The 22,041-nt window shown below is 66.6% G+C and carries 23 protein-coding genes and 2 pseudogenes; 14 read left to right on the forward strand and 11 right to left on the reverse strand.

Annotated elements, in window-relative coordinates; all coding sequences use genetic code 11:
- The first annotated feature begins 36 nt into the window (after positions 1–36).
- Positions 37–195, forward strand: a complete 159-nt coding sequence (locus R3E82_16240; protein ID MEZ5552435.1) for a hypothetical protein — start codon at positions 37–39, stop codon at positions 193–195.
- 127 nt (positions 196–322) lie between these two features.
- Here the strand turns inward: R3E82_16240 and R3E82_16245 are convergent, their stop codons facing one another.
- From R3E82_16245 to R3E82_16255, 3 genes are all read right to left on the reverse strand, one after another.
- Positions 323–595 (reverse strand): hypothetical protein, encoded by a 273-nt coding sequence (locus R3E82_16245; GenBank protein MEZ5552436.1) that lies wholly within the window; start codon positions 593–595, stop codon positions 323–325.
- Between the two features lie 162 nt (positions 596–757).
- Complete coding sequence (locus R3E82_16250; GenBank protein MEZ5552437.1) at positions 758–1,657, reverse strand: alpha/beta hydrolase; 900 nt, start codon at positions 1,655–1,657, stop codon at positions 758–760.
- A gap of 157 nt (positions 1,658–1,814) precedes the next feature.
- On the reverse strand, positions 1,815–2,657 hold the full coding sequence (locus R3E82_16255; GenBank protein MEZ5552438.1) for an alpha/beta hydrolase fold domain-containing protein: 843 nt from the start codon (positions 2,655–2,657) through the stop codon (positions 1,815–1,817).
- 685 nt (positions 2,658–3,342) lie between these two features.
- Between R3E82_16255 and R3E82_16260 the strand changes: the two genes are divergently transcribed.
- The 7 genes and pseudogenes from R3E82_16260 to R3E82_16290 all read left to right on the forward strand — a co-directional run bounded on the left by R3E82_16260 (position 3,343) and on the right by R3E82_16290 (position 7,368).
- Positions 3,343–3,786 carry a MaoC family dehydratase N-terminal domain-containing protein gene (locus tag R3E82_16260; protein ID MEZ5552439.1) on the forward strand — a complete coding sequence of 148 codons (444 nt, stop codon included), beginning with the start codon at positions 3,343–3,345 and terminating at the stop codon, positions 3,784–3,786.
- The gene (locus R3E82_16265; protein MEZ5552440.1) at positions 3,783–4,202 is read left to right on the forward strand and encodes a hypothetical protein; all 420 of its coding nucleotides are present in this window, start codon (positions 3,783–3,785) and stop codon (positions 4,200–4,202) included. Before R3E82_16260 ends, R3E82_16265 begins: the two co-directional genes overlap by 4 nt.
- Positions 4,203–4,277: 75 nt before the next feature.
- A pseudogene (locus tag R3E82_16270) lies at positions 4,278–4,484 on the forward strand (nitronate monooxygenase).
- A gap of 136 nt (positions 4,485–4,620) precedes the next feature.
- Positions 4,621–4,890, forward strand: a pseudogene (locus R3E82_16275) (nitronate monooxygenase).
- Positions 4,891–4,989: 99 nt separating this feature from the next.
- Positions 4,990–5,316, forward strand: a complete 327-nt coding sequence (locus R3E82_16280) for a hypothetical protein (protein MEZ5552441.1) — start codon at positions 4,990–4,992, stop codon at positions 5,314–5,316.
- Positions 5,313–5,873 (forward strand): SDR family oxidoreductase, encoded by a 561-nt coding sequence (locus R3E82_16285; GenBank protein ID MEZ5552442.1) that lies wholly within the window; start codon positions 5,313–5,315, stop codon positions 5,871–5,873. Before R3E82_16280 ends, R3E82_16285 begins: the two co-directional genes overlap by 4 nt.
- 25 nt (positions 5,874–5,898) lie before the next feature.
- A complete protein-coding gene (locus R3E82_16290) occupies positions 5,899–7,368 on the forward strand; it encodes an NAD(P)/FAD-dependent oxidoreductase (GenBank protein MEZ5552443.1) in 1,470 nt (489 codons plus the stop codon).
- A gap of 2 nt (positions 7,369–7,370) precedes the next feature.
- On the opposite strand, the gene R3E82_16295 is transcribed toward R3E82_16290, so the two are convergent.
- The 3 genes from R3E82_16295 to R3E82_16305 form a co-directional block, all read right to left on the reverse strand.
- Positions 7,371–8,015, reverse strand: coding sequence for an NUDIX domain-containing protein (locus R3E82_16295; GenBank protein ID MEZ5552444.1), 645 nt, complete (start codon positions 8,013–8,015; stop codon positions 7,371–7,373).
- 95 nt (positions 8,016–8,110) lie between these two features.
- On the reverse strand, positions 8,111–8,467 hold the full coding sequence (locus tag R3E82_16300; protein MEZ5552445.1) for a carboxymuconolactone decarboxylase family protein: 357 nt from the start codon (positions 8,465–8,467) through the stop codon (positions 8,111–8,113).
- On the reverse strand, positions 8,445–9,623 hold the full coding sequence (locus R3E82_16305; protein ID MEZ5552446.1) for an SRPBCC family protein: 1,179 nt from the start codon (positions 9,621–9,623) through the stop codon (positions 8,445–8,447). The genes R3E82_16300 and R3E82_16305 overlap by 23 nt, the downstream gene beginning before the upstream one ends.
- Positions 9,624–9,942: 319 nt before the next feature.
- Here R3E82_16305 and R3E82_16310 point away from each other — a divergent pair, with 319 nt between their 5' ends.
- Positions 9,943–10,257, forward strand: a complete 315-nt coding sequence (locus R3E82_16310) for an OB-fold domain-containing protein (protein MEZ5552447.1) — start codon at positions 9,943–9,945, stop codon at positions 10,255–10,257.
- Entirely contained in the window at positions 10,254–11,414 is a 1,161-nt protein-coding gene (locus tag R3E82_16315; protein ID MEZ5552448.1) for a thiolase family protein, read from the forward strand. Before R3E82_16310 ends, R3E82_16315 begins: the two co-directional genes overlap by 4 nt.
- Positions 11,415–11,418: 4 nt before the next feature.
- Here the strand turns inward: R3E82_16315 and R3E82_16320 are convergent, their stop codons facing one another.
- Positions 11,419–12,498, reverse strand: coding sequence for a Zn-dependent alcohol dehydrogenase (locus tag R3E82_16320; GenBank protein ID MEZ5552449.1), 1,080 nt, complete (start codon positions 12,496–12,498; stop codon positions 11,419–11,421).
- Between the two features lie 388 nt (positions 12,499–12,886).
- On the opposite strand from R3E82_16320, the gene R3E82_16325 reads away from it, so the two are divergent.
- The 4 genes from R3E82_16325 to R3E82_16340 all read left to right on the forward strand — a co-directional run bounded on the left by R3E82_16325 (position 12,887) and on the right by R3E82_16340 (position 17,174).
- Positions 12,887–13,795, forward strand: coding sequence for an SDR family oxidoreductase (locus R3E82_16325; GenBank protein ID MEZ5552450.1), 909 nt, complete (start codon positions 12,887–12,889; stop codon positions 13,793–13,795).
- On the forward strand, positions 13,792–14,988 hold the full coding sequence (locus R3E82_16330; protein MEZ5552451.1) for a CaiB/BaiF CoA-transferase family protein: 1,197 nt from the start codon (positions 13,792–13,794) through the stop codon (positions 14,986–14,988). The genes R3E82_16325 and R3E82_16330 overlap by 4 nt, the downstream gene beginning before the upstream one ends.
- The gene (locus R3E82_16335) at positions 14,985–15,914 is read left to right on the forward strand and encodes a TIGR03619 family F420-dependent LLM class oxidoreductase (GenBank protein MEZ5552452.1); all 930 of its coding nucleotides are present in this window, start codon (positions 14,985–14,987) and stop codon (positions 15,912–15,914) included. Before R3E82_16330 ends, R3E82_16335 begins: the two co-directional genes overlap by 4 nt.
- A gap of 120 nt (positions 15,915–16,034) precedes the next feature.
- Positions 16,035–17,174 carry an amidohydrolase family protein gene (locus R3E82_16340; protein ID MEZ5552453.1) on the forward strand — a complete coding sequence of 380 codons (1,140 nt, stop codon included), beginning with the start codon at positions 16,035–16,037 and terminating at the stop codon, positions 17,172–17,174.
- A gap of 35 nt (positions 17,175–17,209) precedes the next feature.
- Here R3E82_16340 and R3E82_16345 read toward each other — a convergent pair whose 3' ends face one another.
- From R3E82_16345 to R3E82_16360, 4 genes are read right to left on the reverse strand one after another with little or no spacing between them, the layout of a single operon-like run.
- Positions 17,210–18,418: an LLM class flavin-dependent oxidoreductase gene (locus tag R3E82_16345; GenBank protein ID MEZ5552454.1), complete on the reverse strand. Its 1,209-nt coding sequence runs from the start codon at positions 18,416–18,418 to the stop codon at positions 17,210–17,212.
- Between the two features lie 41 nt (positions 18,419–18,459).
- Entirely contained in the window at positions 18,460–19,545 is a 1,086-nt protein-coding gene (locus tag R3E82_16350) for a hypothetical protein (GenBank protein ID MEZ5552455.1), read from the reverse strand.
- A 46-nt stretch (positions 19,546–19,591) separates the two neighbouring features.
- Positions 19,592–20,857 carry an acyl-CoA dehydrogenase family protein gene (locus R3E82_16355; protein MEZ5552456.1) on the reverse strand — a complete coding sequence of 422 codons (1,266 nt, stop codon included), beginning with the start codon at positions 20,855–20,857 and terminating at the stop codon, positions 19,592–19,594.
- On the reverse strand, positions 20,850–22,007 hold the full coding sequence (locus R3E82_16360) for an acyl-CoA dehydrogenase family protein (GenBank protein MEZ5552457.1): 1,158 nt from the start codon (positions 22,005–22,007) through the stop codon (positions 20,850–20,852). The genes R3E82_16355 and R3E82_16360 overlap by 8 nt, the downstream gene beginning before the upstream one ends.
- Positions 22,008–22,041: the final 34 nt, after the last annotated feature.

Raw genomic sequence — 22,041 nt, forward strand, 5'->3', positions numbered from 1 at the left:
TAACGGTCGACAAGACGCAGGAACCGGGACCAGGGCATGAACCCGCGCTGGCCTCGCCGCCGCAGTGACCTGCCGGCTTTCTTCGGCCCATTCGATTATTGGAATCTGGCCTCGATTGTCATCGCGGCGATGCCGCAGGATTTGCCGAACTCTGCCGGCGTTAGCATTCGCAATCTCGAGTGCGGACGCACGTGACTGGGGGCTGTCGGAAATTCTGTGTTTAAGGGCCATACGATTCGGATCGGATCGTGCATACGGCGCATCAGCGCCGGTCGAATCGCCTTGAGGCTGGCGCGCATTCGCTTCGCCGAAGTCAGCCGCTTCAGCTGGAACCAGCCGTCCGACCGCGATCGCCCACAGAGTGGGTAAAACCGAGGAACTCGAACTTCGGCGGCTTCGGGAGCCCTTGTCGCGCGCGCAACTCGGCCGCGAAGCGACCGAACTGCAGCACGCGCGTCTTGTCCTCGTTCAGCGTCAACCCGAACTTGGCGACCCGCGCCTTCAAGTCCTCGAGGAAGCGGTCGACATCGGCCTTACTCTTGGAGTCCACTCCTTCCCAAGCATCCTCGGAAAGTCCATCGAGCATCTCGAGCACCAGACATCAATAGTTGTCGCTGATCACGCTGATCGAGTATCCGAGCCGCGCTCAGCACAGTCAATGGACGGACTCGCCGCCATAGTTGGCGTCGTCCGCTCGGGTCCACTTTCGCACCGTCGTTAAGGTTAGGGGCGCCAAGCAGGCGTCACGGCACATCGTTCACGTCCCCCGGGGCCCCTGGTAATGCGGGCGCGGCGCGTGGGGCGGTTGCCGCGGCTCGCCGTCCACGGGCACCACTCTCGCCGGAAACTCGATGACCGCATTGGCGAAAACATCGTTACGATCGCCCGCCACCATATGCCCCGCCTCCGTTACGTTCACGTACTCGGCATGCGGACACAGGGCCAGAAACTCCTGCGCTCCTTGCTCGCTCAAGACGTCCGACAACCCACCACGCACCAGCAGCGTGGGCAGGCGCAACGCTCGGACGCACGTGGTCAGCCGAGCCTCGCGCTTGCCGACGTCACGATGGCCGGTGCGAAATCGTGGGTCCCAATGCCAGTGGTACCGGCCGTCGTCGCCCAGGCGGAAATTCTTGGCCAGTCCAGCGAGGTATCGCGGTCGCCGGCGGTGCGGCTGATAGCTGGCGATGGCGTCGGCGACCTCCTCTAGAGAATCGAAACCCTCCGGCCTCCGGTTCATGAACGCCTGAATCTTCTGGACGCCCTCCGTCTCGATGCGGTGGCCGACGTCGACCAGCACCAGCGCGGTCGCGTCCACGTGATCCTCGCCGCAGGCCACCAGGCTCACGCCGCGTCCCAGCTGCTGCGCCACCCGGCACAGGTCCGCCACCATGACATCCTGACCGTGTACGCCGTCAGGCGCCCAGTCCGAGTCTCCGTGGCCGCGGGCATCGAGCGCAACCGCGTGATAGCCGGCCCGGCCGAGGATTTCGCCCGCGCCTTTCCAGGCGTGGCGCGTCTGCCCGCCGCCATGCTGGAGAATGACCAGCGGCCCGGCCGGATTCCCCCACACGTCCGCCGCCAGCCGGCAACCACCGGCACCTGCCAGGAATCTGTCTGGACCCGGGGTTCCCGGTAACCGATGTCTTGCACTCACGGCATGCTCCTGGCGAATCGGCGGCCGATTTCGGGCGAGTGCCGGCACCCGCGGCGGAGCGCTGCCGGAACGAGACAGCGAAACGACAATGACCGTAGCAGGCTTCGATCATGTCGCCGGACCCACGTCAACCAGATGAACAATGCGCCTCCACCACTCAGCCCAGCTGCGGAATGACCCGCTCGGTCAGCAGATCAAAGCCCTCGTGGCTAAGCGGCGCCGCCAGCAGGTAGCCCAGTGGCAGCTCGACCTCGAGCCGCCGCAGCTGCTCCGTGAGCCGCTCCGGCGTACCCGTAGACGACGACCTCCTCCAGACAACGCTGCAGAAGATCCTTGCGTCCGCCAACCTGTTGTTGACGTTCGTCGAGGAGCGCCTCCCGAATTCCGACCTCCACGTGAAGGGGCGGAAAACCCTGGAAGTCGGCAAGTAGCGGTGATGCCAGCGGATGGCGCAGGTTGTCCTCGGCATATAGCCGCGCCATTTCCCGCAGCCCATCGATCCGAACCAGCGGATCGTCCACTGCCCCGGGGCGATGGGAATCACCGGTGGCCTCCAGATCGGTCCAGGGCGAGAAGCAGATACCAGCGTCGGCAGCGCCTCGCCCTCGTCCTGCAGCCGCGCCAGCGTCGCCAACGCGAGACCGCCGCCGGCGGAGTCGCCGGCAATGACCACGCGCCCCGGGCGCGCCGACTCCTCGAGCAGATAGCGGTATGCAGCCACCGCATCGTCCACGGCAGCCGGAAACGGGTGCTCCGGGGCAAGGCGGTAATCGAGCAACAACACCCGGCAATCCGCAGCGCCCGCCATGCGCACGCCGAACTCGTGGTATGCGGTGCCCGAGCCGATGGCGTAGCGCTGCCGTGCAGATACAGCATGACCCGATCCGGCGAGGCCCCGGCGGCTCGACCCAGTCGGCACTGGCTGCTCCGACCTCAACGCTGCGGATCTCCATGTCCTCGGGCAACGGATTCCCTGCCAGAATAGCCGCGTAGTTGTCACGCTGCTCTTGCAGAGGAACGTCGTCTCTGCGGGGGATGGACGTCATCATCTCGACGAAGCTTTCATGCTCGGCGCTCGGCACGCTCTCCTCCAGGTTTCGCTGCGATGATCGGACACCCGTGCATCGCTCGCTCACCGCATAGATCGTAAGCGCGTTGACTAACTGGGACTTGCCATTCACACATTTGCCGCCATTGTGGCAATCGTGCGCGGAGTCGGTGGCGTCGCGGCGACCGGCGGCGCAGATGCCTCGCCAACGCTCGAGCGGGAGGGCCCGCTCATGAACTTGATGAACCCCTAAACCGCAAGCCTCGAATAGCTCTTCGAGCAGCCACCATGGTTCCCCCCTCGACATCAGCAACTGGAATCTGGCCCAGAAGGACGCCATCTGGCCCCGTTTCGCTACGGTTGCGGTGCCGAAGCGCCGGTATTCCGTCACCCGGAGTCGCGATACGGCCGGTTCTGGTCCATCTCCCACTTTGAGGACATCAAGTGGGTGGATCACCATCAGGAGCTGTTCCCGTCGGAAGGTTCCCGCTGGACGATCCCGACGAAGACTTCTAGACGCCGATGTTCATCGCCATGGATCCGCCCAGACACGACGTGCAAGCGAATAGCGCTCGCCTCGTGCACGCGGGGACGGTACACTTCGTTCACACGCTTACCAACTACGGCGGTTTGATCATTGATTGACGTCGACTCCCTGAAGAATCAGTTTCTGGGCGCAGAATTCGATGCCCGGGAATTCGTCCTCGACCCCGGGAAGCTGGTCGCCGTGGCCCGTGCGGTGGGCGAAACGCGACCCGAGTATCTCGAGCCCGACCATCCCGAGTTTCAGGCTACGCCGGCCTTCATCGGCAGCCTGGCAGCGGCACGGCATCTGCCGATGGATTTTCCGGCGCTCGGCGGCATCCCCATGGACGGCGGCAAGGCGGTGTTGCGCATCGCCCCGGTGCGCCCGGGGATGCGCCTTACCGGGCGCAGCCATCTGCACGACATCTATGACAAAAGCGGGCGCTCCGGACGCATGATCTTCATCGTCTCGCGCATGGAGATCTTCGACCCCGACGAGCGCCACGTGGCGACCAGCGATGCGCGCATGGTCGTGCGGGAGCGGCCGCGGTCATGACCATCGCAACCATCGAAGACGTGGAGTTCGGCGCCGAGCTGCCGCCGTTCGAGCCCGACACCTCACTTCGTGCCACCGGCGCTTTCGCCGACGCCGTCGGTTGGGGGCGGGCCGCCCGATTCAAGGACCACGACCAGGCCCGCGCGGAGGGCCTGCCCGGAGCGCTGGTGCCCGGCATCATGGCGCTCGGCTTTTTGACCAGCATGATCCACCGCTGGTCGGCGGCAGCACGGATCGAAAGCATCGACACGGTGTTTCGCGCTCCGCTGCTGGCCGACGAACCCTGCACGCCAATCGGCGTGGTTACTGACATCGACGAGGAAACCGGCACCGTGCAGCCTGATCTGACGGTGAAGAATCCGCAAGGAGAGAACCGTGTCTTCGGAACCGCCAGCATCAGATTGCCGATCGCGTGAAGCGCCGGACCCCGCCCGGATGGAACGGCCTCACCGTGGGCCTGCGGACGGCACCGTCCGGTCTTCGACACGGCGGTGACGCGTCTGCTCGGCATCCGCCACCCGATCGTGCTGGCGCAGATGACCCGGGTCTCGACGCCTGCCCTGGTGGCCGCCGTGAGCGAGGCCGGCGGCCTCGGCGTTCTCGCCACGACCACGCTGAGTGCCGACGCCATCCGCGAGATTCGACGACGCACCGATGCCCCCTTCGGGGTGGGCGTGCCCCTGCTGCTGCCGACGGGCAGGGAGAACGCGGAAGCTGCTCTGGCAGAGCGGGTGCCGGTGGTCGTGTTCTCGCTCGGCAACGGCGCCTGGCTGGTTCCGCGCGCCCGCGAGTACGGTGGCCGGATCATCGCGACGGTGACCACGCCACGCCCGGGCGGCGGCACGGGCCGGATGCGATGCCGTGCAGGTCATCGGCAACGAGGGGGCCGGCCACGGCAGCGCCGTCGGCTCTCTGGTGCTCGTTCCGACCATCCGGGACGCCGTCTCCATTCCGATCATTGCCGCCGGCGGGTTCGGCGACGGCCGCGGCCTGGTCGCCGCCCTGGCACTCGGCGCCGGCGCGGTGGCCATGGGGACGCGGTTCGCCACGGCGGCCGAGAGCCCGTTGCACCCGGCAACCCTTCAGCGCGTGCTCGAGAAGTAGGCGGAAGACACCCTCTACACGGACCGTTTCGACGGCATGGACTACCGGGTGCTACGCACGCCGCGCACCGAACGCCTCGAACGCGAGCGAGGCGGGCTGATGGCAGCTCTGGCCGCGTCCCGGGAACTGGCACGCGACCTGGGTCTGCCCTGGCTGGGTCTGCTGGGACGCATTCTGCGCCGCGGTCCAAAGCATACGCTCCGGCTGGCGAGGATGGGGGCTGCCCAGCGCGCCATCGAGGAGGGCGACCTGGAGCGCGGGGTTCAGCCCATCGGGCAGGTCCAGGGCCTCGTCCGGGACGCCCCGCCGGTTGCGGACATCCTCCGGCGCATGATGGAGGAGGCAGGCCGGGCAGCGGCTGGGATCGAGCAATGCATGGCTATCGGCGCGTCCCGGCGGACACCTCTGCGAAGGAGTGACTCATGAACCGGTTCAGCGGAAAGGTCGTGGTCGTGACCGGTGCGGCCTCGGGCTTCGGAGAAGCCATCGCGCGGCGTTTCGCCGCCGAGGGCACCAGCGTCTGCCTCTCGGACATCGACGTCGAGCGGCTCGCGGCCGAACTCGGCAGCGGCGAACGCCCGGTGGACTGCGCGCCAGCGGATTTGTCGCAGGAAGACGATGTGCCCAAGCTCATCGAAACAGACCGCACCACGTTCGGTGCCCTCGACGTGCTGGTCAACAATGCCGGCTATTCTCATGGCGCGGTGCTGACCTCGAGTCGCAGGCTCGCGCTGGAACTCGCAAGGCACAACATACGCGTCAACGCCGTGAACCCGGTGGCAGCGGCCACCGGGTTCATGAAGGGCTCCATGGGCGTGGATGAGCTCAGCGCCGATCAGCGCGCGGCACTGGTGAGCACCATTCCCCGGGGCCGGCTGGCAGAGCCGCGTGACGTCGCGGCCGCCGTGGCCTTTCTCGCCTCCGACGAGGCCGACATGATCACGGGAACGAGCATCGACGTCGACGGTGGGCGCAGCATCTGACACGGAGCACGAAAACGAGGCGAACATGACGAAGACCACGGCTCGGCAGCAGGAACTCTCTTTTGCCATCATCGGCGGCGGGATGGCAGGCATTCTCAGCGCCATCAAGCTGCGTGACGCCGGCTACACCAACTTCACGATCTACGAGAAAGCGGACCGGCTGGGAGGCACCTGGCGCGAGAACTGCTACCCGGGCATTTCCTGCGACGTGCCATCCCATTCCTACTGCTACGACTTCGAGCCGAATCCGGAGTGGTCGCACACCTGCGCGCCGGGCGGCGAGATCCTCGAGTATTTCGAGACGGTCGCGGAGAAGTACGGCGTGACGGACAAGGTGGTGCTGGGCGCCGAGGTCTGCCGGATCGTCTTCGCCGACGGCAGGTGGCATCTCGAGTGTAAGGACGGTCGTAAGGACGTGGTGGATCTCGTCGTGGCCGCGACCGGCGTTTTGCACCATCCCCGGTACCCGGACATTCCCGGGCTCGACGCGTTCGCGGGCCCCTGCTTTCATACCGCGCGCTGGGATCACTCGGTTCCGCTCGAGGGCAAGCGCGTCGGCATCATCGGCACGGGCTCGACCGCGATTCAGGTGGTCGGCGCGATTACCGGAAAGGTGGGCCAGCTTACCCAGTTCCAGCGCACAGCCCAATGGATCATGCCGCGCCCGAACCCGGCCTACACCGAGGAGGAGAAAGCGGAGTTCCGGCGCAACCCGGATGCCATGCGCAGGATCCGGGCCGAACAGATGGAAATCTTCGAGCATGGCTTCTCATCTGCCGTGGTGGGCGAGAATCCCGAGGCGCTCCGTGCCATCGAGGCGCTGACGCTGGCAAACCTCGAAGACAACATCAAAGACCCCGTGCTGCGTGAGAAGCTCCGTCCGGACTATAAGGCGGCTTGCAAGCGGCTGATCATGTCCGACAACTACTACGAGGCCATTCAGCGGCCGAACGCAGAGCTGGTCACGGACACCATCGACCGAATCGAGCCCGCTGGCGTGCGCACCGCAAGCGGGCGGCTGCACGAGCTTGACGTTCTGGTGCTGGCCACGGGCTTCAAAGTCGACCAGTTCCTGCGGCCCATCGAGGTGATCGGCTACGAGGGCGTCACCCTGGAGCAGGCGTGGATCGAGCGTCCATCAGCCTATCTCTCGGTATGCGTGCCCGGCTTTCCGAACCTGGTCATGCTCAACGGACCCAACGGCCCCGTCGGCAATTTCTCGCTCATCGACGTCGCAGACATTCAGCTCGCGTATTTTTTCCAGCTCGTGGCGCGCGTGCGCGAGGGGGAATTCCGGCAATTCTCCGCCACCCCCGAGGCGGCGGAGCGGTTCGAAGCCGAACGGGTCGAAGCCACCAGGAAGACCGTATGGGTCTCCGGCTGCAGCAGCTGGTATCTCGATGATCGGGGCGTCCCAGCCGCGTGGCCCTGGTCGATGCAGCGCTTCCGGGAAGTGATGAGGTCACCCGACCTGAAGGACTTCGCGGTGGCCTGAGGCTACCCCGGGTCCTCGATCGTGTACTCGAAGCGGAAGTCGCCTCTCGACATCACGAGTCGGTGACGAGGCCCCGGCACGTCGGCATCCCATGCCTTGTAGCCGGCGTCACCGTGCCACATCGAGACGGGAACGCCGTCGGCCCGCTTGCCCACGTGGGTCTCATAGAACCTCGGACCTGACGACCGTAAGCGCTCGAGCAGAGCCGTGACGGAGCGCTCGGCGGACAGATGATGCAGGGTCACCCACGTCGGCGGCGCCAGATCGATCTCCCCGGCAGCATGCCGTGCCAGCGCCCCTGCAGGCGAGAGCCACGCATGATCGCGTATCTCGCCGCCGTCCACCGTAATCGCCTGATTATCGGCACGCGCCGCGAAGAACCAGGTGGCGAAGCGCCGCGGCGCGATGGGCGGCGGTGTCCAATGCGCGAACCAAACGAACCCTTGCGGGCGACAGACCACGCCAGCCTCTTCCGCCGCCTCGCGAACGGCGGCATTGCGCGCAGCCAGCTCGGGATCGCCGCTCGGCGGGTAGTCGGGCGGATCGATGTGCCCGCCTGGAAACACCCACATACCGCCGAACGCCACCTCGGAGGTCCGGTGCAACATCAGCACCTGCACTTCCGGGGCCTCACGCAGCAGCACCACGGTGGCCGCCGGGGGATCGGCTCGTTGCCGGTCATCGTGAGGAGGCAGCGCTGCTGCCGCTGTGACCCGATTCGGCCCCTACGCCCCGCACACGCTCAGCCGTCATCATGCTCGTCGAACACTTCGCGGGCAATACGCATGCCTTCCACGGCGACCGGAAAGCCTCCATAGATGGCCATGTGCATGATCACTTCCGAGACCTCCGCCCGGCTGAGCCCGTTGTGCAGACCCCGGCCGATGTGCAGCTTCAGCTCGTTCGGCCGGTGCAGCGCACACAGCGCAGCAATGGTGATCAGACTCCGCTCGCGTGTCGCCAGCCCCGGCCGTGACCATACGCCCTCCGGCAGCACCGTCTCGATGATGAAGCGGCCCCAGTCGTCGCGGATCTCCTCCGGCGCCGGCAGCTGCTCGGTGATGGCTCGCGCCAGCTTACTCTTCTCTTCCTCTGTCATCGCGTTCTCCTATGGAATTCCTAAGTGCGTCGTGCAGCATCCGGTGAAAGTGTTGAAGGGCAGGCTCGTTTCGTCCGAACAAGAGATGATCGTTCCGGACCGAAAAGTCCCGCTGCATGTCTGCGGCCAGCGGAAAATCCTCTTCCAGCACGGTGGCCATCAACAGATCCAGGTTCTTCCGCCAGTGGCGGACGGCAGACTCGCTGCAGGCGGGCTCCGGCGTGTACAACGACACGTGCATGCGCGAGGCGTCCGGAGAAGCACCCGGATAGACCCGCCACGTCTCCAGATGATCGCCCTGCATGATGAAGACCGTGTTCGGGAAGATCACGTATACCATGGCGCTGTGACGCACCAGATCCCACTCGCACTCCGGCTGCGTGCGCAGCTGCTCGATGCTGCGCCGGGCGGCGATCATGCGCAAATGGCGGCCCATCGGCGTGAACGTGCTGAGGTTGCTGTGGAGGATCGGCGCGATGGTGCTCCGGTGCAGCGTGCCGAGGTGATAGGTCTCGAGGAAAGTATCCACCACGAGCTTCCAGTTGAGCGGCTGCTCCAGCACGCGCGTCTCGAAGTGGTGATAGCCCTCGAGGCCGAATTGCGCCAGGTCGTCCCCCACCTCTTCCAGAAAGCGGTCCGCGTCCAGCTCGACGCCCGGTTCCGGCACCGCGAAGATCAGGCCGTGAATCTCCCGGACGGGCAAGGGCACCAGCCCCAGACACCCGGTGTCGATCTCCTCGAACCCGCGCTCGAAGGGAACGGCCAGCAGCCTTCCGGAGTCCGCGGCGTATGTCCACGCATGATAGGGGCAGGTCAGACGCTCTGGCGACGAGCCCCGGCCATTAAGCAGACGGGCGCCTCGATGGCTGCACACGTTGCGCCAGGCCGCGACAGAGCCATCCTCGCAGCGCCGCACGACGATGGGCATTCCGGAGAAGTCGTCGCACAGGTAGTCGCCGGGGCGCGGCAGTTCGCAACCAAGGGCGATCAGTAGTGCTAGGCGGCGGAACAAAACCGCCCGCTCGCAGGCCGCCAGATCGTGGCAGACGTAATCGGCCACCGGCTGGGTCATCACGCTCGGCGCCAGATCCGTCGTGCGCCGATCCATCAGCTCGAACAGGCGCTTCGCCTGGCTCACCTGGATGTCGTGTTTCACCGTTTCATGTCCTCGTCGTTGAGCGCCATGATGTACGCGGGCTTACGAAATGACAACAGCTGGCCACAGCTGGCCACCTTGCGCGGGCAGTCAGCTTGTGGGGACGATTGTGGGGCTGAAAGAGAGGGAGATTCTGAAATGAGGTGACTGACATTTGCAGACCTGTTAGTTTCTGTAAGCATACGAACAACAACCGCCCATCGATGCCAAACCGTGTCGCGCTCGAAGACGGCTACCTGGTGTTCTCGGAAGACGGCATACGCCTGCTCGGATCCTACAGCCCGGCCGCAGACGTCACTTTCTTTCCCACCCGCAAACGTTGCCCCATTACCGAGGAGCCCGTCCACACCGTCGAGCTCTCGCGGGAAGGCACGCTGTACGCCTGGTCGTTCATTCACATGCCCAGGATGGGCAGCATGGATTCGACCCCGGCGGCGGGTATGCGGTGGGGCAGATCGACCTGCCGGAAGGCGTACGCGTGCAGACGCGGATCGACGGCGGGCCGGAGGACTTCGAGGTCGGTATGCCGATGCGGCTGGAAGCCGACGTGGTCGCGACCGATGAAGACGGCACGGAATATTGCGGCTTCAAGTTCGTTCCCCAGAGTACGTCGAGCACAAGGAGCACGCCGTGAACCGGGAAGTCTACGTCATCGGAGTCGGCATGCACCCCTTTACCAAAGGCTACGTGCCGCTTAGAGACATGTACTTCACCGCAGGCGTCGGCGCCCTCGAAGACGCGGGTCTGAAGTTCCGCGACATCGGCTGCTTGTACAACGGCTACATCGGCGGCGGGATGATGGAAGGTGTCGGCTACGCGAAGGATCTGGGCATGACTGGCCTCCCTGTGGTCCACGTAGAAAATGCCTCGGCCACCGGCTCGTCGGCGTTTCGCGAGGCCGTCTGGGCCGTCTCCGGCGGCGCGGCCGACGTGGCGATGGCCATGGGGTTCGACGACATGGCCCGCATTGGCATGCCTCGGCGCAAGCCGCCGCCGGGGCGGAAGAAGGCGGTGCCGGGGTTCGAAAACATCCTGCTGCCGGCAGGCTTCTTCGCCATGTGGGCGGTGCGCCGCATGCACGAGGCGGGCACCACGGTGGAGACCTTTGCGGCCATCGCCGCCAAGAACTGGAACCACGCCCGTCATAATCCCATGGCGCAGCGCCGCGCCGACCACGAGATCACCGTGGAAGAGGTCCTGGCAGCACCCATGGTCGCCTACCCGCACACGGCGATGATGGCGTGCGCCAGCGGCGCCGGCGCCGCCTGCGCCATCGTCGCCACGCGGGAGTGGGCCAAGCGGCTGGCCAGCGGCCGGCCCCTGGTCAAGGTGGTCGCCTCTCAGCTGCAGTCGGAGGTCTACTCCCAGGGCCACGTCTTCCTCGGAGCCGTCGTTGGCCCTGCGAGCTCCACCGAACGCACGGCGCAGCTCGCGTACGAGGAGGCCGGATTGGGGCCGAAAGACCTCAGCCTCGTCCATGTCCACGACGCCTTCCCCATCGAGGAGCTGATGTACTACGAGCTGCTCGGCATCTGCGGGCCGGGCGAAGGGGACCGCCTCGTTCACGATGGCGACACGGCGATCGGTGGACGCATCCCGTTCTCCACCGACGGCGGCCTCACTGCTCGCGGCCATCCTGGGAGGCCCACGGGCCTCGCTCAGGTCTGGGATGCGACTCGGCAGCTACGCGGCGAGCAAGGCCCGTTTCAGGTGCCGGGCGCGAGGAACGCGCTGGTGCACATGATGGGCGCCGGGTCCGTATGCGCCATCCATATCCTGCAGCGCGAGTGACGACTCAGAAGGCGATGACCTGCCGCGCGACCTCCCCGGTCTTGAGGGCTTCCATGCCGTCGTTGATCTTCTCCAGCGAAATGCGTCGCGAGATGAGCGGATCGAGCATCAGCTTTCCGGACAGGTAGAAATCGACGTATCGCGGCATGTCGATGCGGAAGCGGTTGGAACCCATCATGGAGCCCTGCAGCTTCTTCTCCTGCAGCAGATCCATACCGCGGATCTCGATCGCCTGATCAGCAGGCACCATGCCAATTACCGTGGCCGTCCCTCCGATGGCCAGCATGCGCCAAGCCTGTTCGCAGGTTATTTTGAGGCCAATGGCCTCGAACGAGTAATCGACGCCGCCTCCGGTCAGCGCCACGACCTGCTCGACCGGATCGCCGTCGCTCGCGTTCACCGTGTCGGTGGCGCCGAACTGCCGTGCTAGCTCGAGCTTCGATGGCACCCGGTCCACGGCGATGATGCGTCCCGCCCCGGCAATGGCCGCGCCGTTGATCGCACTCAGGCCCACGCCGCCGCAGCCGATCACGGCCACTGTAGAGCCTGCCTCGACAGCGGCGGTGCGCAAGACTGCGCCAGCGCCCGTGGTCACCCCGCAACCGATGAGCGCGGCCCGGTCGAGCGGCATGTCGTCGCGTATTTTCACCACCGCGTTCTCGTGCACCAGCATCTCTTCGGCGTACGACGACAGGTGCGCGAACTGCGCGACCGGCTCGCCGTTGATGGACAGGCGCGGCCTTTCCCCGGACCTGCGGGCCGTGGCCCGTCCTCCGCACCGGTTCGGATGGCCGGAAAGGCAGTGATTGCAATGTCCGCAGAACACCGAAAGGCAAGTGATCACATGATCGCCTGGCTTCACGTACTCGACGTCGGCCCCCACCTCCTCGACGATGCCCGCGGATTCGTGTCCGAGCACCGCCGGCACCCGGAACGGAAAAATGCCCTCCACGAAATGCAGATCGCTGTGGCAGATGCCGGCAAAGTGCGTGCGAACCCGGATCTCTCTGGGCTGTGGAGCGTCAAGGTCCACGTCTTCTATGGTCATGGGCCTATTTGGGCCTCGGAACACGGCAGCCTTCATGCTGAACTCTCCCTTGCTTACATGCGCCCGGTTCGGTCCTTCCTGTCCCGCGCGACTGAGTCACGTTGACCTGAACGCGATCACCATCGGCGCTGGCCGATTCGAGTTAGCATAAAGTGCTGTACGTAGACGTACAATACGTTACGTTACTAGGATCAACTCGGACCACCTTGGAGAGGAGAGGGTTCCAATGAGCGTCGATAGCTCCAGGTTCTGCGGGAAGGCGAAGCGGAACTCTTCCGCCGCGCGGCGGGTGTCACGGCGCTGCGTAACTACGGGCTGGAGCTCAGCTACAAGATGGGCAATTACTGAGACTGAGAACATGCGTGGATGCGCAGTGCACCCACGCGTCTACGGCCAGTATTTGCGGCCGGACGGTGGTTGACCATTGACCTATACCTCGATCTTCGCGCCGGGGCTCTTTCGCGACCACCGCATTCTGGTGACGGGGGGCGGTTCCGGCATCGAGCGGTGCATCGCCCACGAGCTGTGCGCGCTGGGCGCACAGGTGCTCGTTGCCGGGCGCACCCAGGCCAAGCTCGAGGCCGTGCAAGCCGAAATCCGGGCGGACGGCGGTATGGCCGACACGGCCATCTGTGACGTCCGTGATGCCGCCGTCGTAGACCGCGTGGTGCGGAACTGGGCTGCGAACGGGCCGATCCACGGGCTGGTAAACTGTGCGGGCGGTCAGTTCCCCGCCCTGCTCGCCGAAATGTCCGCCAACGGCTTCGAGGCGGTGATCCGCAACAACCTGCTGTCGATGTATCTCGTCTCCACTGCCGTGTACCGGCAGAGCATGCGTCACCACGGCGGCGTCATCGTAAACATCACTGCCGGGGAAGCCGGCGGCATGCCGCTGATGGGCCACAGCGGCGCAGCGCGCGCGGGCGTACACAACCTCACGGCCACAGCGGCGGTGGAGTGGGCCGCCGACGGCGTGCGCGTCAACGCCGTAGCGCCCGGCTACGTGGCCTCGAGTGGCTTCGATACCTACACTGACGAGCGGATGCTCCGGGCCCTGCACGCGTTTCCTGGGGTGACGCCTGTCGGGCGCCTCGGCACCGAGGCGGAGATCAGCGCCGCCGTCGCCTTTCTGCTGAGCCCGGCCGCTCGCTTCGTCACGGGCCAGGTGTGGCGCGTGGATGGCGGCGCCGGTCTCACCACCAACAACCCCATGTTTCCCCTGCAGAGCCCGCCGGCACAGCCGGCTTTCGAAGGCTTCCACCGCGCACACACGCCTTCGGTGCTCGCCGGCGGACCTGCAACGACCGATGCACCCGAGGAGTCGGACTCATGACGCTGCTTAAAGACATCACGGTGCTGGATCTGACCCGCGTGGTGGCAGGCCCGGCCTGCACCCGCACTCTGGCCGATCTCGGCGCAGAGGTGCTGAAGATCGAGCCGCCGAAAGGCGATCTCATGCGCCGCGGGGTTCCTAACCGCGGCGGCGTGGCGGTCGGCTACGCGCAGCAGAACGCCGGGAAGCGGCATCTGTGCGTCGACCTGACCCAGGAGACCGGGCAAGCCCTGGTGCGGCGGCTGGCCGATCAATGCGACATCGTGGTCGAGAACTACCGGCCGGGTGTGGCCGCGCGCCTCGGACTCGGCTACGAGCTGCTCCGCCAGTCCAATCCGGCGCTGATCTATTGCTCCATCTCCGGCTACGGCCAAGAGGGCAGGGCATCCAGGCGCCGGGCCCACGCGCCGATCATTCACGCCGAGGTGGGGCTAATCGAGCTCAACGCCAGGGAGCGCGACACCCCGCCGCTGCCGGAAGCCGTTTCCCATGCCGACTTCGCCGGCTCCGCCCAGGCCACCGCAGGGATTCTGGCTGCCCTGGTGCAGCGTCTGCAGACGGGCCAGGGGCAGCACGTCGACGTGTCCATGGCCGAGACGATGCTGGCCATGAACGAGTGGACCGCGGTGGAAGTCAACGGCGGCATCGGTGACGAGATCAGCCCGTTCCGCCCCGGCAAAGCGGCCCTGCTTCGCACCGCCGATGGCGCATGGGTCCAGTTGCCCGGCAATCCGTTGACGGGCGTGTTCGCCATCGCCAGGGCACTGGGGCGGGAGCAGGCGCTTGCGGAGCGCGGTTGGCACGGCTTCGAGGATACCCGCGACAAAACCGCCGAGGTCCACGCGCTGCTGCAATCGTGGGCCGCGGAATTCGCCACGGTAACCAAGTTTGAGGCCGCACTCGACAAGGCTCGGGTGCCGCTGGGCCAGGTGCGCAGTCTCGCCGAGGTCGCCGAGCAACCCTGGGCCGTCGAGCGCCGGGCGTTCGTGGAGTTGAACCTCCAGGGCACCCCAGTGAAGCTGCCGCGATCGCCCTTTCGCTTCGCCGGCCACGACGTCGGCCCGCGACATGCAGGCGCGCGGCGCGGCGCCGACAATGCCGCCGTGCTGACCGAAAAGCTCGGGCTCAGCGAGGACGAGATCGAACGGCTGAGGACAAGCGGCGTGCTCTGCGCCGAGGAAGACGAACGATGAGCGATCAGGATCTGCAGTTCGGGGTGATGAGCGGCTTTCCGGATCCGGAGTCGGCCCGGGTCACCGTGGAGGAGGCGGAACGGCTGGGCTTCGATTCCCTCTGGGTGGGCGATCACGTGGCCTTTCCGGTGCCGATTCTCGACTCCCTCGCCCAGCTCGCCCTCGCCGCCGCCTTCGCGCGCCGTCTCACCCTCGGCACCTGCGTTTACCTCCTGCCCCTGCGCCACCCCACCCTGGTGGCCAAGCAGACCGCCACGCTCGACCGCATGCTCTCGGGCCGGTTCGCTCTCGGTGTCGGGGTGGGAGGGGAGTTTCCCAACGAATACGCCGCATGCGGCGTACCGCTGCATCAGCGGGGCGCTCGACTGACGGAAGGTATCGACGTGCTGAAGGCGCTGTGGAGTGCCGAGCCAGTCACCCGAAGCGGCCGCTTCTACCCGCTGGACGACGTCCGCATGCTGCCGCCCCCGACGTCATCAGGCGGGCCGCCGGTCTGGTGCGGCGGACGAGCCCCGGCGGCGCTCGAGCGGGCGGGCCGGCTGGGCGACGGCTATGTCTCTTACGCCGTCGATCCGCAGCGCTTCTCCGCCTCCCTGACGACGATCCGCCGCGCCGCCGCCGCGGCGGGCCGCAGCCTCGACGCCTTTACGCCGGCCCACATGCTATTCCTGCGCCTCGACGAGCGCTTCGAGGATTCGCACCGGACGGCAACGGAGCACCTGAGCCGCCGCTACGCCATGGATTTTTCCAAGGCCGCTCGACGCTATGGCGCGCTCGGTCCGGCCGCGGACGTCGCCGAAACGATCCACCGCTACCGGGAGGCCGGCGTCCGGCACTTGATTCTCGATCTGGTCGGGCCCGCGGCCGATCGCCACGAGCAACTCCATCGATTCAGCCACGAGGTGATGCCCCTACTGAAAACCTGATCACCCATCCGGCTCAGCGGGTGATTCGTCCCCCGGCGGCACGGCCACCGGTTGCCGGTGGCACCAGGACTGTATGCTGCGTTACAGTCTGAGTCCCTACTGTGCCCTCGGAGTGGATCCATGGAGTACTCGCGCGTCTCTGCCGACTGTCACATCGACCTCTGCTGGCTGCCGCCGACTCTATTCACGGACGAGGCGACGCCGGCGATGAAAAGCCGCATGCCCTATGTCGCGTCCGGTTCCAAGGGTGACTACTGGACGACGCCGAGCGGCGCCAATCTCGGGCTCAAGAACGGGGTGGGGCCTACGGGAGCGCCCTATGTGCCCGGCCAGCATGCGCGTGTCGACCGGATGGCCGAAACCGGTCTCTACCGCGACGGCGAACAGGACATCCGCCGGGTCTCCGATCCCCACCTGCGGGTTCGTGACATGGACCTCGACGGGGTCCATGCCGAGGTGCTGTACGGCATTCTCGGCGCGGCCAGCCGGCTGGGAGACACCGAGGCCGTCAACGAGATGCTGCGAATCTACAACGACTGGCTGGTGGAGTTCTGCAGCCATTATCCCGAGCGCCACATCGGCCTGGCCTGCCTGCCGTACGGCGACATCGACGCGGCGGTGAGAGAGGCCTACCGGGTAGCCGATCTCGGATTGAAAGGCCTCGAGTTGTCCTGCTCGTGGGACATGCAGCCCATGCTGCACCCCTGCTGGGAGCCCTTATGGCAAGCCGTCCACGAGGTGGACCTGCCGCTGCACTTCCACACGTTCCCGAACGTGTCTCCGGACGCCATGCGCGCCATCCCCGCCGAGCGGCGGCGGGCGATGTTCTTCAGCGTAGTATCCGGGTTTCAGATGAACCTGATCAACATTCTCTCGGCGCTCATGGCCGCCAACGTGTTCGAGCGTTATCCGAACGTACGTGTCGCCTTCGGCGAGAGCGGATGCGGGTGGATCCCCTACGCCCTGGAGCGCATGGATTTCGAGTGGGAGGATCGCTTTCAGGACCTCGGGCTCGAAATGAGACCCAGCGACTACTGGCGGCGTCAATGCAAGGCCACATTCCAGTTCGACATCGTCGGCAGCAAGCTCATCGACGACATGGGCGTAAATACGCTGATGTGGGGCTCCGACTATCCCCACGGCGACGGCGTGTGGCCCGAGTCGGACCGCTACATTCGCGAGCAGTTCGCGCACCTACCGGCGGCCGATGTGCACCGCATCACCTGCGCCAACGCCGTCGAGTTCTACCGGCTGAGCTGAACCGAGGAAAAGCGGGCGGGAGCCCGGCACGCCGGCTACTTCCGGTAGTAGGCCTCCCGCTCTTGCGACGCCGGCACCACCGGCACGTCCTCCTCCGCCAGCGGCGCCATCCGGCGCTTGCGCGCGAGCGCCTGCTCCAGATAGGGCCCCAGCGCTTGCGCCTTGTCGGCCTCGCGGCGGGCGCGGCGTTCCTCGACCGGCGCAGCACCTCGGCGCCGAACAGCTCGAGGCTTTCGCAGATGTGCTCGTGGCGGTTCTTGCCACCCTGCTGAAGGAAGATGATCTGATCGACGCCGACCGCCTCGAAGTCTTCGATGTGGCGGGTGAGCTTGCTCCGGCGTGCCGATCGCCGGTGCCGCGATGGTGGGAAGATCGCGGCCCTTGAGCGTCTCGTATTCCTCCCAGAGCGTCGAATACCCGGGCCGGGCGTCGTTGGCCACCAGCGCGTTGATGACATACCGAAAGAAGGCGAAGCCATCCTCACCACGCCGCCGCGCTTCCTCGGCGTCCTGGTGCAGGGAAAACCCGGCCACGAGCGCCATGTTGGCGTTGACCCGGTGGCCGATCGGCACACACTCCTCCGACCGGATGATGCCGTAGTAGATGTCCGACCAGGTTTTCGCCTCCTCCGGATCCACGAAGGTGAACGCCAACGCGCGGAGCCCGTTCCTGGCGGCCGTCTCGATGGTCTTGCGGTTGGTGCAGGCCAGCCACATGGGCGGATGAGGCTTCTGCAGGGGCTTCGGGATCACGTTGCGACAGGGCATCGAGAAGCCTTTCCCTTCGTAGCCGGGGTACGGCTCCAGCACCATCATGTTGGCGATCTGCTCCGCGGACTCGAGCGACAGCGCCTGCTTCTCCTTCGCCGGGATTCCGAAGCCGTGCAGCTCGAGCCGCGTCGCCCCCTCGCCGATGCCGAACTCCACCCGGCCGCTCGAGATCAGGTCGAGCATGGCCACGGATTCGGCCGTCCGGGCCGGATGGTTGTAGTGGGGAATCACCTGGCGGATGCCGAAGCCGAGGCGGATGTCCCGGGTGCAGGCGGCCAGCACCGAGAGGAACACGTCGGACGCCGAGCAATGGGAATACTCCTCCAGGAAGTGGTGCTCCACCGCCCACGCGTGGTGAATTCCCAGCCGGTCGGCGAGGCGCACCTGTTCCAGCGCCTCATGGACCAGCCGATGCTCCGCGCCGTCGCTCCAGGGTTTCGGCAACTGCAGCTCGTAGAAGACTCCGAAACTCATGAATGGCTGCTATGGGTGGGGATTGCTCGGCCCCGGCCGGCTCACGCCGCCGATGGCAGGCTCGGCAGCGGCCCCAGCTTCGCCAGCTCGCGGTGAATCTCGTCACCCCGCGGGTGGCCCGCCAGTTCATCGACGATGTGCCGGTAGCGGTACGATTTCATGCGCTCGGTGCGCGCACCGCCCATGGCGTTGCAGACTGCTTCCACCAGCCGGTCGATCACCACCTCTCCGGGCAGAGTACTGCTGTCGGTGCCGCGGAATGTCCGTGCCCGGGCCTCGGCCAGCGCGCAGCCGAGATAGCGCACGTGGATGTCCTCATCGGCCTGGATGTTGTCGACCATGGCAGGCGCCCACTCCGGAGCGGCAGAGACATCCGGATCCGCCAGCACCTCCCGCGCCCACTTGAAGGTCGTATACGCGCCATACTCCACGTGAAGGATCCGCGCCAGCGCCAGGAAGGTGAGCTCGACCATCGGATCGAGCTGTTCGAACAGGCGCGTGACACTCCCGACCGAGGTGGCCTCTGGCGCCGCCTTGGCCTTGCCCTGATACCCCGGCGGCGGCGCCAGAGGCAGGTTTTCGAACATGTCGTCGGTGATTGTCGGATCCTCCAGCGCCCGGTCACGGATGGCAAACCACATCTCGTCGTGACCGTATTCATCGTCGCTGCCCGCTTCGTCCTGGCCGTGGGCAACCAGCAGGCCGCGGTGCAGGTGGGCAATGCAGGTGCCGTCGAGGGACTCCACGAAGTGCTCGCTGAAGTCTATCTCCGGCAGCAGCCGGATGCCGTCGTTGCCGAAGCCCTCGATCACACCGATCAGCGTGAGTATGCGGGTCAACGCATCCTTGCAGCCGTGACTCAGGAGCAGCTTCGCCTGCCCCACTGTCGGAAAGAACACGTTGGCGCGGTTGATGGCGTCGCGGTCCAAGACCTCGACATCACGCCCTTCTGCCTTCAAGCGGCCCCACCACGCCTCGATGGCCGGTGTGCGGTTCAGCGATCTCGGCGGGCGATACGTGCCGTCCGCTAGCAGGCCGCCGTGCAGCGTCTTGTCTTTGTGGCGGATCTTGGTCGCGTAATCGTGCTCGGCCATCAATTCGTCGAAGCTGTAGTTCAACTGGCTCATGCTCTCACCTCTGTAAGCGTCTGCTCGCACTCGGACCATCCGGTCGTCACCTCGAGACGTTCGATGGATTCCTGCGCACGTCGCGAAACGGCACGTCGACGTCGTCTCGGGGCTCCTTCGGCAGTCCGAGCACTCGTTCTGCGATGATATTGCGCTGGATTTCGTCGGTGCCGCCGGCGATGGAGATGGCGGGTACCGACAGCAGCACCTCCGCCACCATGCCCTCGGCCGGGGCATTCTCCCCGGCTAGCAGGGCATCGGGGCCTACGGCGGCGGCATGGGCCCGGGCCGCTGCCCGGGCCACGACGCTGGCGGCGAGCTTGCCGAGCGAGCCCTCCGGCCCCGGCGGTTGCCCCAGCGCACGGGCCGCACGTGCGCGCCGCGCCGTCCACTGGGCCGCCCGCTCGAGCATCAACGCCCGGGCGATCTCCTGGCGCACTACCGGGTCCGGGAGACGTCCGCTTGCCCGAGCGACCGGCAGAATCAGATCGACGCGCCCAGCCCGCTGGGGGTACCACTTGTAGGGCTCCATTACCCGGGCCTGCTCTTCCCGCAGCTCTCGGTAGACCCGGCCTTCGCCCCGTTCGGCCTGCCCCCAGGTGCGCATGCCGTCGGCCAGCCGCCGCTCGTGGGCGAGCGTCGTCAGCGCCACCTGCCAGCCACCGCCCGGTTTTCCCACCAGCATGTCGCGGGGAACGCGAGCGTCGGTCATGAACACCTCGTTGAACGAGGCATGCCCGTTCATCTGCCGCAACGGCCGGACCTCCACGCCCGGCTGCTCGATCTCGAGCACGAAGAAGCTCAGGCCACGGTGCTTCGGCACGTCCCAATCGGTGCGGGCCAGCAGCATGCCGTACCGGGCGTGATGCGCGCTGGTCGTCCAGACCTTCTGCCCGTTGACGATCCAGGTATCGCGGTTGAGCTCTGCGCGGGTGGTGAGTCCCGCCAGATCAGAGCCGCTGCCGGGCTCACTGAACAACTGACACCAGGTGTCTTCCCCGGTGAGGATGCGCGGCAGCAGCCTGGCCTTCTGCTCCTCGCTGCCATGCTCGAGCAGCGTGGCTGCCGCGAGCATGCGCACGCCCGACGACGCCACCCCCACGGCGCCGGCCCGGCGGAACTCCGCCTGCACGACTTCCCCGAGCGCCTCGGAGAGCCCTTTGCCGAACCACGCCGCCGGCCAGGTAGGACAGCCCCAGCCGGAAGACACCAGGCGCCGACGCCATTCCGCGAGGGGCAGCTCGGAATCCCAGTGTTCGGCGAGCCAGGCGCGCGCCTCTTCGCGTACCTGCTCGGCGGCCGGCTCATTCATGGGCTGCCTCCCGTGCGCTCACGTACTCGACGAAGCGGTCGCGGAACTCCGCCGGCGTGCCCAGCAGAAATTCGGAGCCCCTCGCCCGCTTGAAGTACAGATGCGTATCGTTCTCCCACGTGAAGCCGATGCCTCCGTGGATCTGAATGGTATCCACCGCCGCCTGCAGAAAAGCCTCTGCGGCGAGGGCCTTCGCCAACGCCGCAGCCTCGCCCAGCTCGTCGGCTGATGCCTCCCGAGCCGCCACCTCCGCGGCCCCGTAGGCGGCCGACTTGGCCAGCTCGACCGCAAGCAACATGTCCGCGCACCTGTGCTTTATCGCCTGGAACGACCCGATCAGACGGCCGAACTGCACGCGCAGCTTGGCGTAACTCACCGCCGAGTCGAGCAGCGCCTGAGCGCCGCCGACCATCTCGCTGGCCAGCGCCACCGCCGCCCGGTCGAGCACCCGGCGCAGGGCGGGCGCCGCGGCCCCCGGTTCTCCCAGGAGCTCCGCATCGACCCCCGACAGGCGCAGGCGGCTCAACCGGCGGGTGGCATCGATGGTCTGCAGAGGCTCCACCTCGAGCCCGGCGGCGCCCGCCTGCACGACGAACAGCGACAATCCCTCGGCGCCGGTACTACCCGACTCCCGGGCGGCGACGATGAAAAAGTCGGCGATCCGGCCGTCGAGTACGTAGCTCTTGGTGCCTTCCAGCCGCCACCTTCCCGCCGACTGCCGCGCGCTGGCCCGCACGGTCTCGGCTTCCCAGCCACCTCCGGTCTCGGCGACGGCCAGCGAGCCGATGACGCCTCCGGCGGCCAGTTCCGGCAACCAGCGTTCCTGCTGCGCCGCCGTGGCCCCCTCGAGCAGTGCGTACGTCGCCAGCACCGCGGAGCCGAAGTAGGGTCCGCAGTACGCGACCCGACCCATCTCCTCGAGGACGATGCCGAGCTCCACCGCGCCGAACCCCTGGCCCCCGTATGCCTCGGGAACGTGAACGCCGGTGAGCCCGAGCTCGCCGCCGAGCCGCCGCCACAGTTCGGGATCGTAACCCGCTTCGCTGAGCATCAATTCCCGGGCACGTGCCACCGGCGACTGCTCACGGAAGAATCTGGCCACGAAGTCGCGGAACTGACGCTGCTCGTCACTGAAGCTCAACTGGCTCATGGACCCGGGCTCTATCTGGTTTCGTAACCATGTA

This window comes from Pseudomonadales bacterium, from assembly GCA_041395945.1.
GTDB lineage: Bacteria > Pseudomonadota > Gammaproteobacteria > Pseudomonadales > Azotimanducaceae > SZUA-309.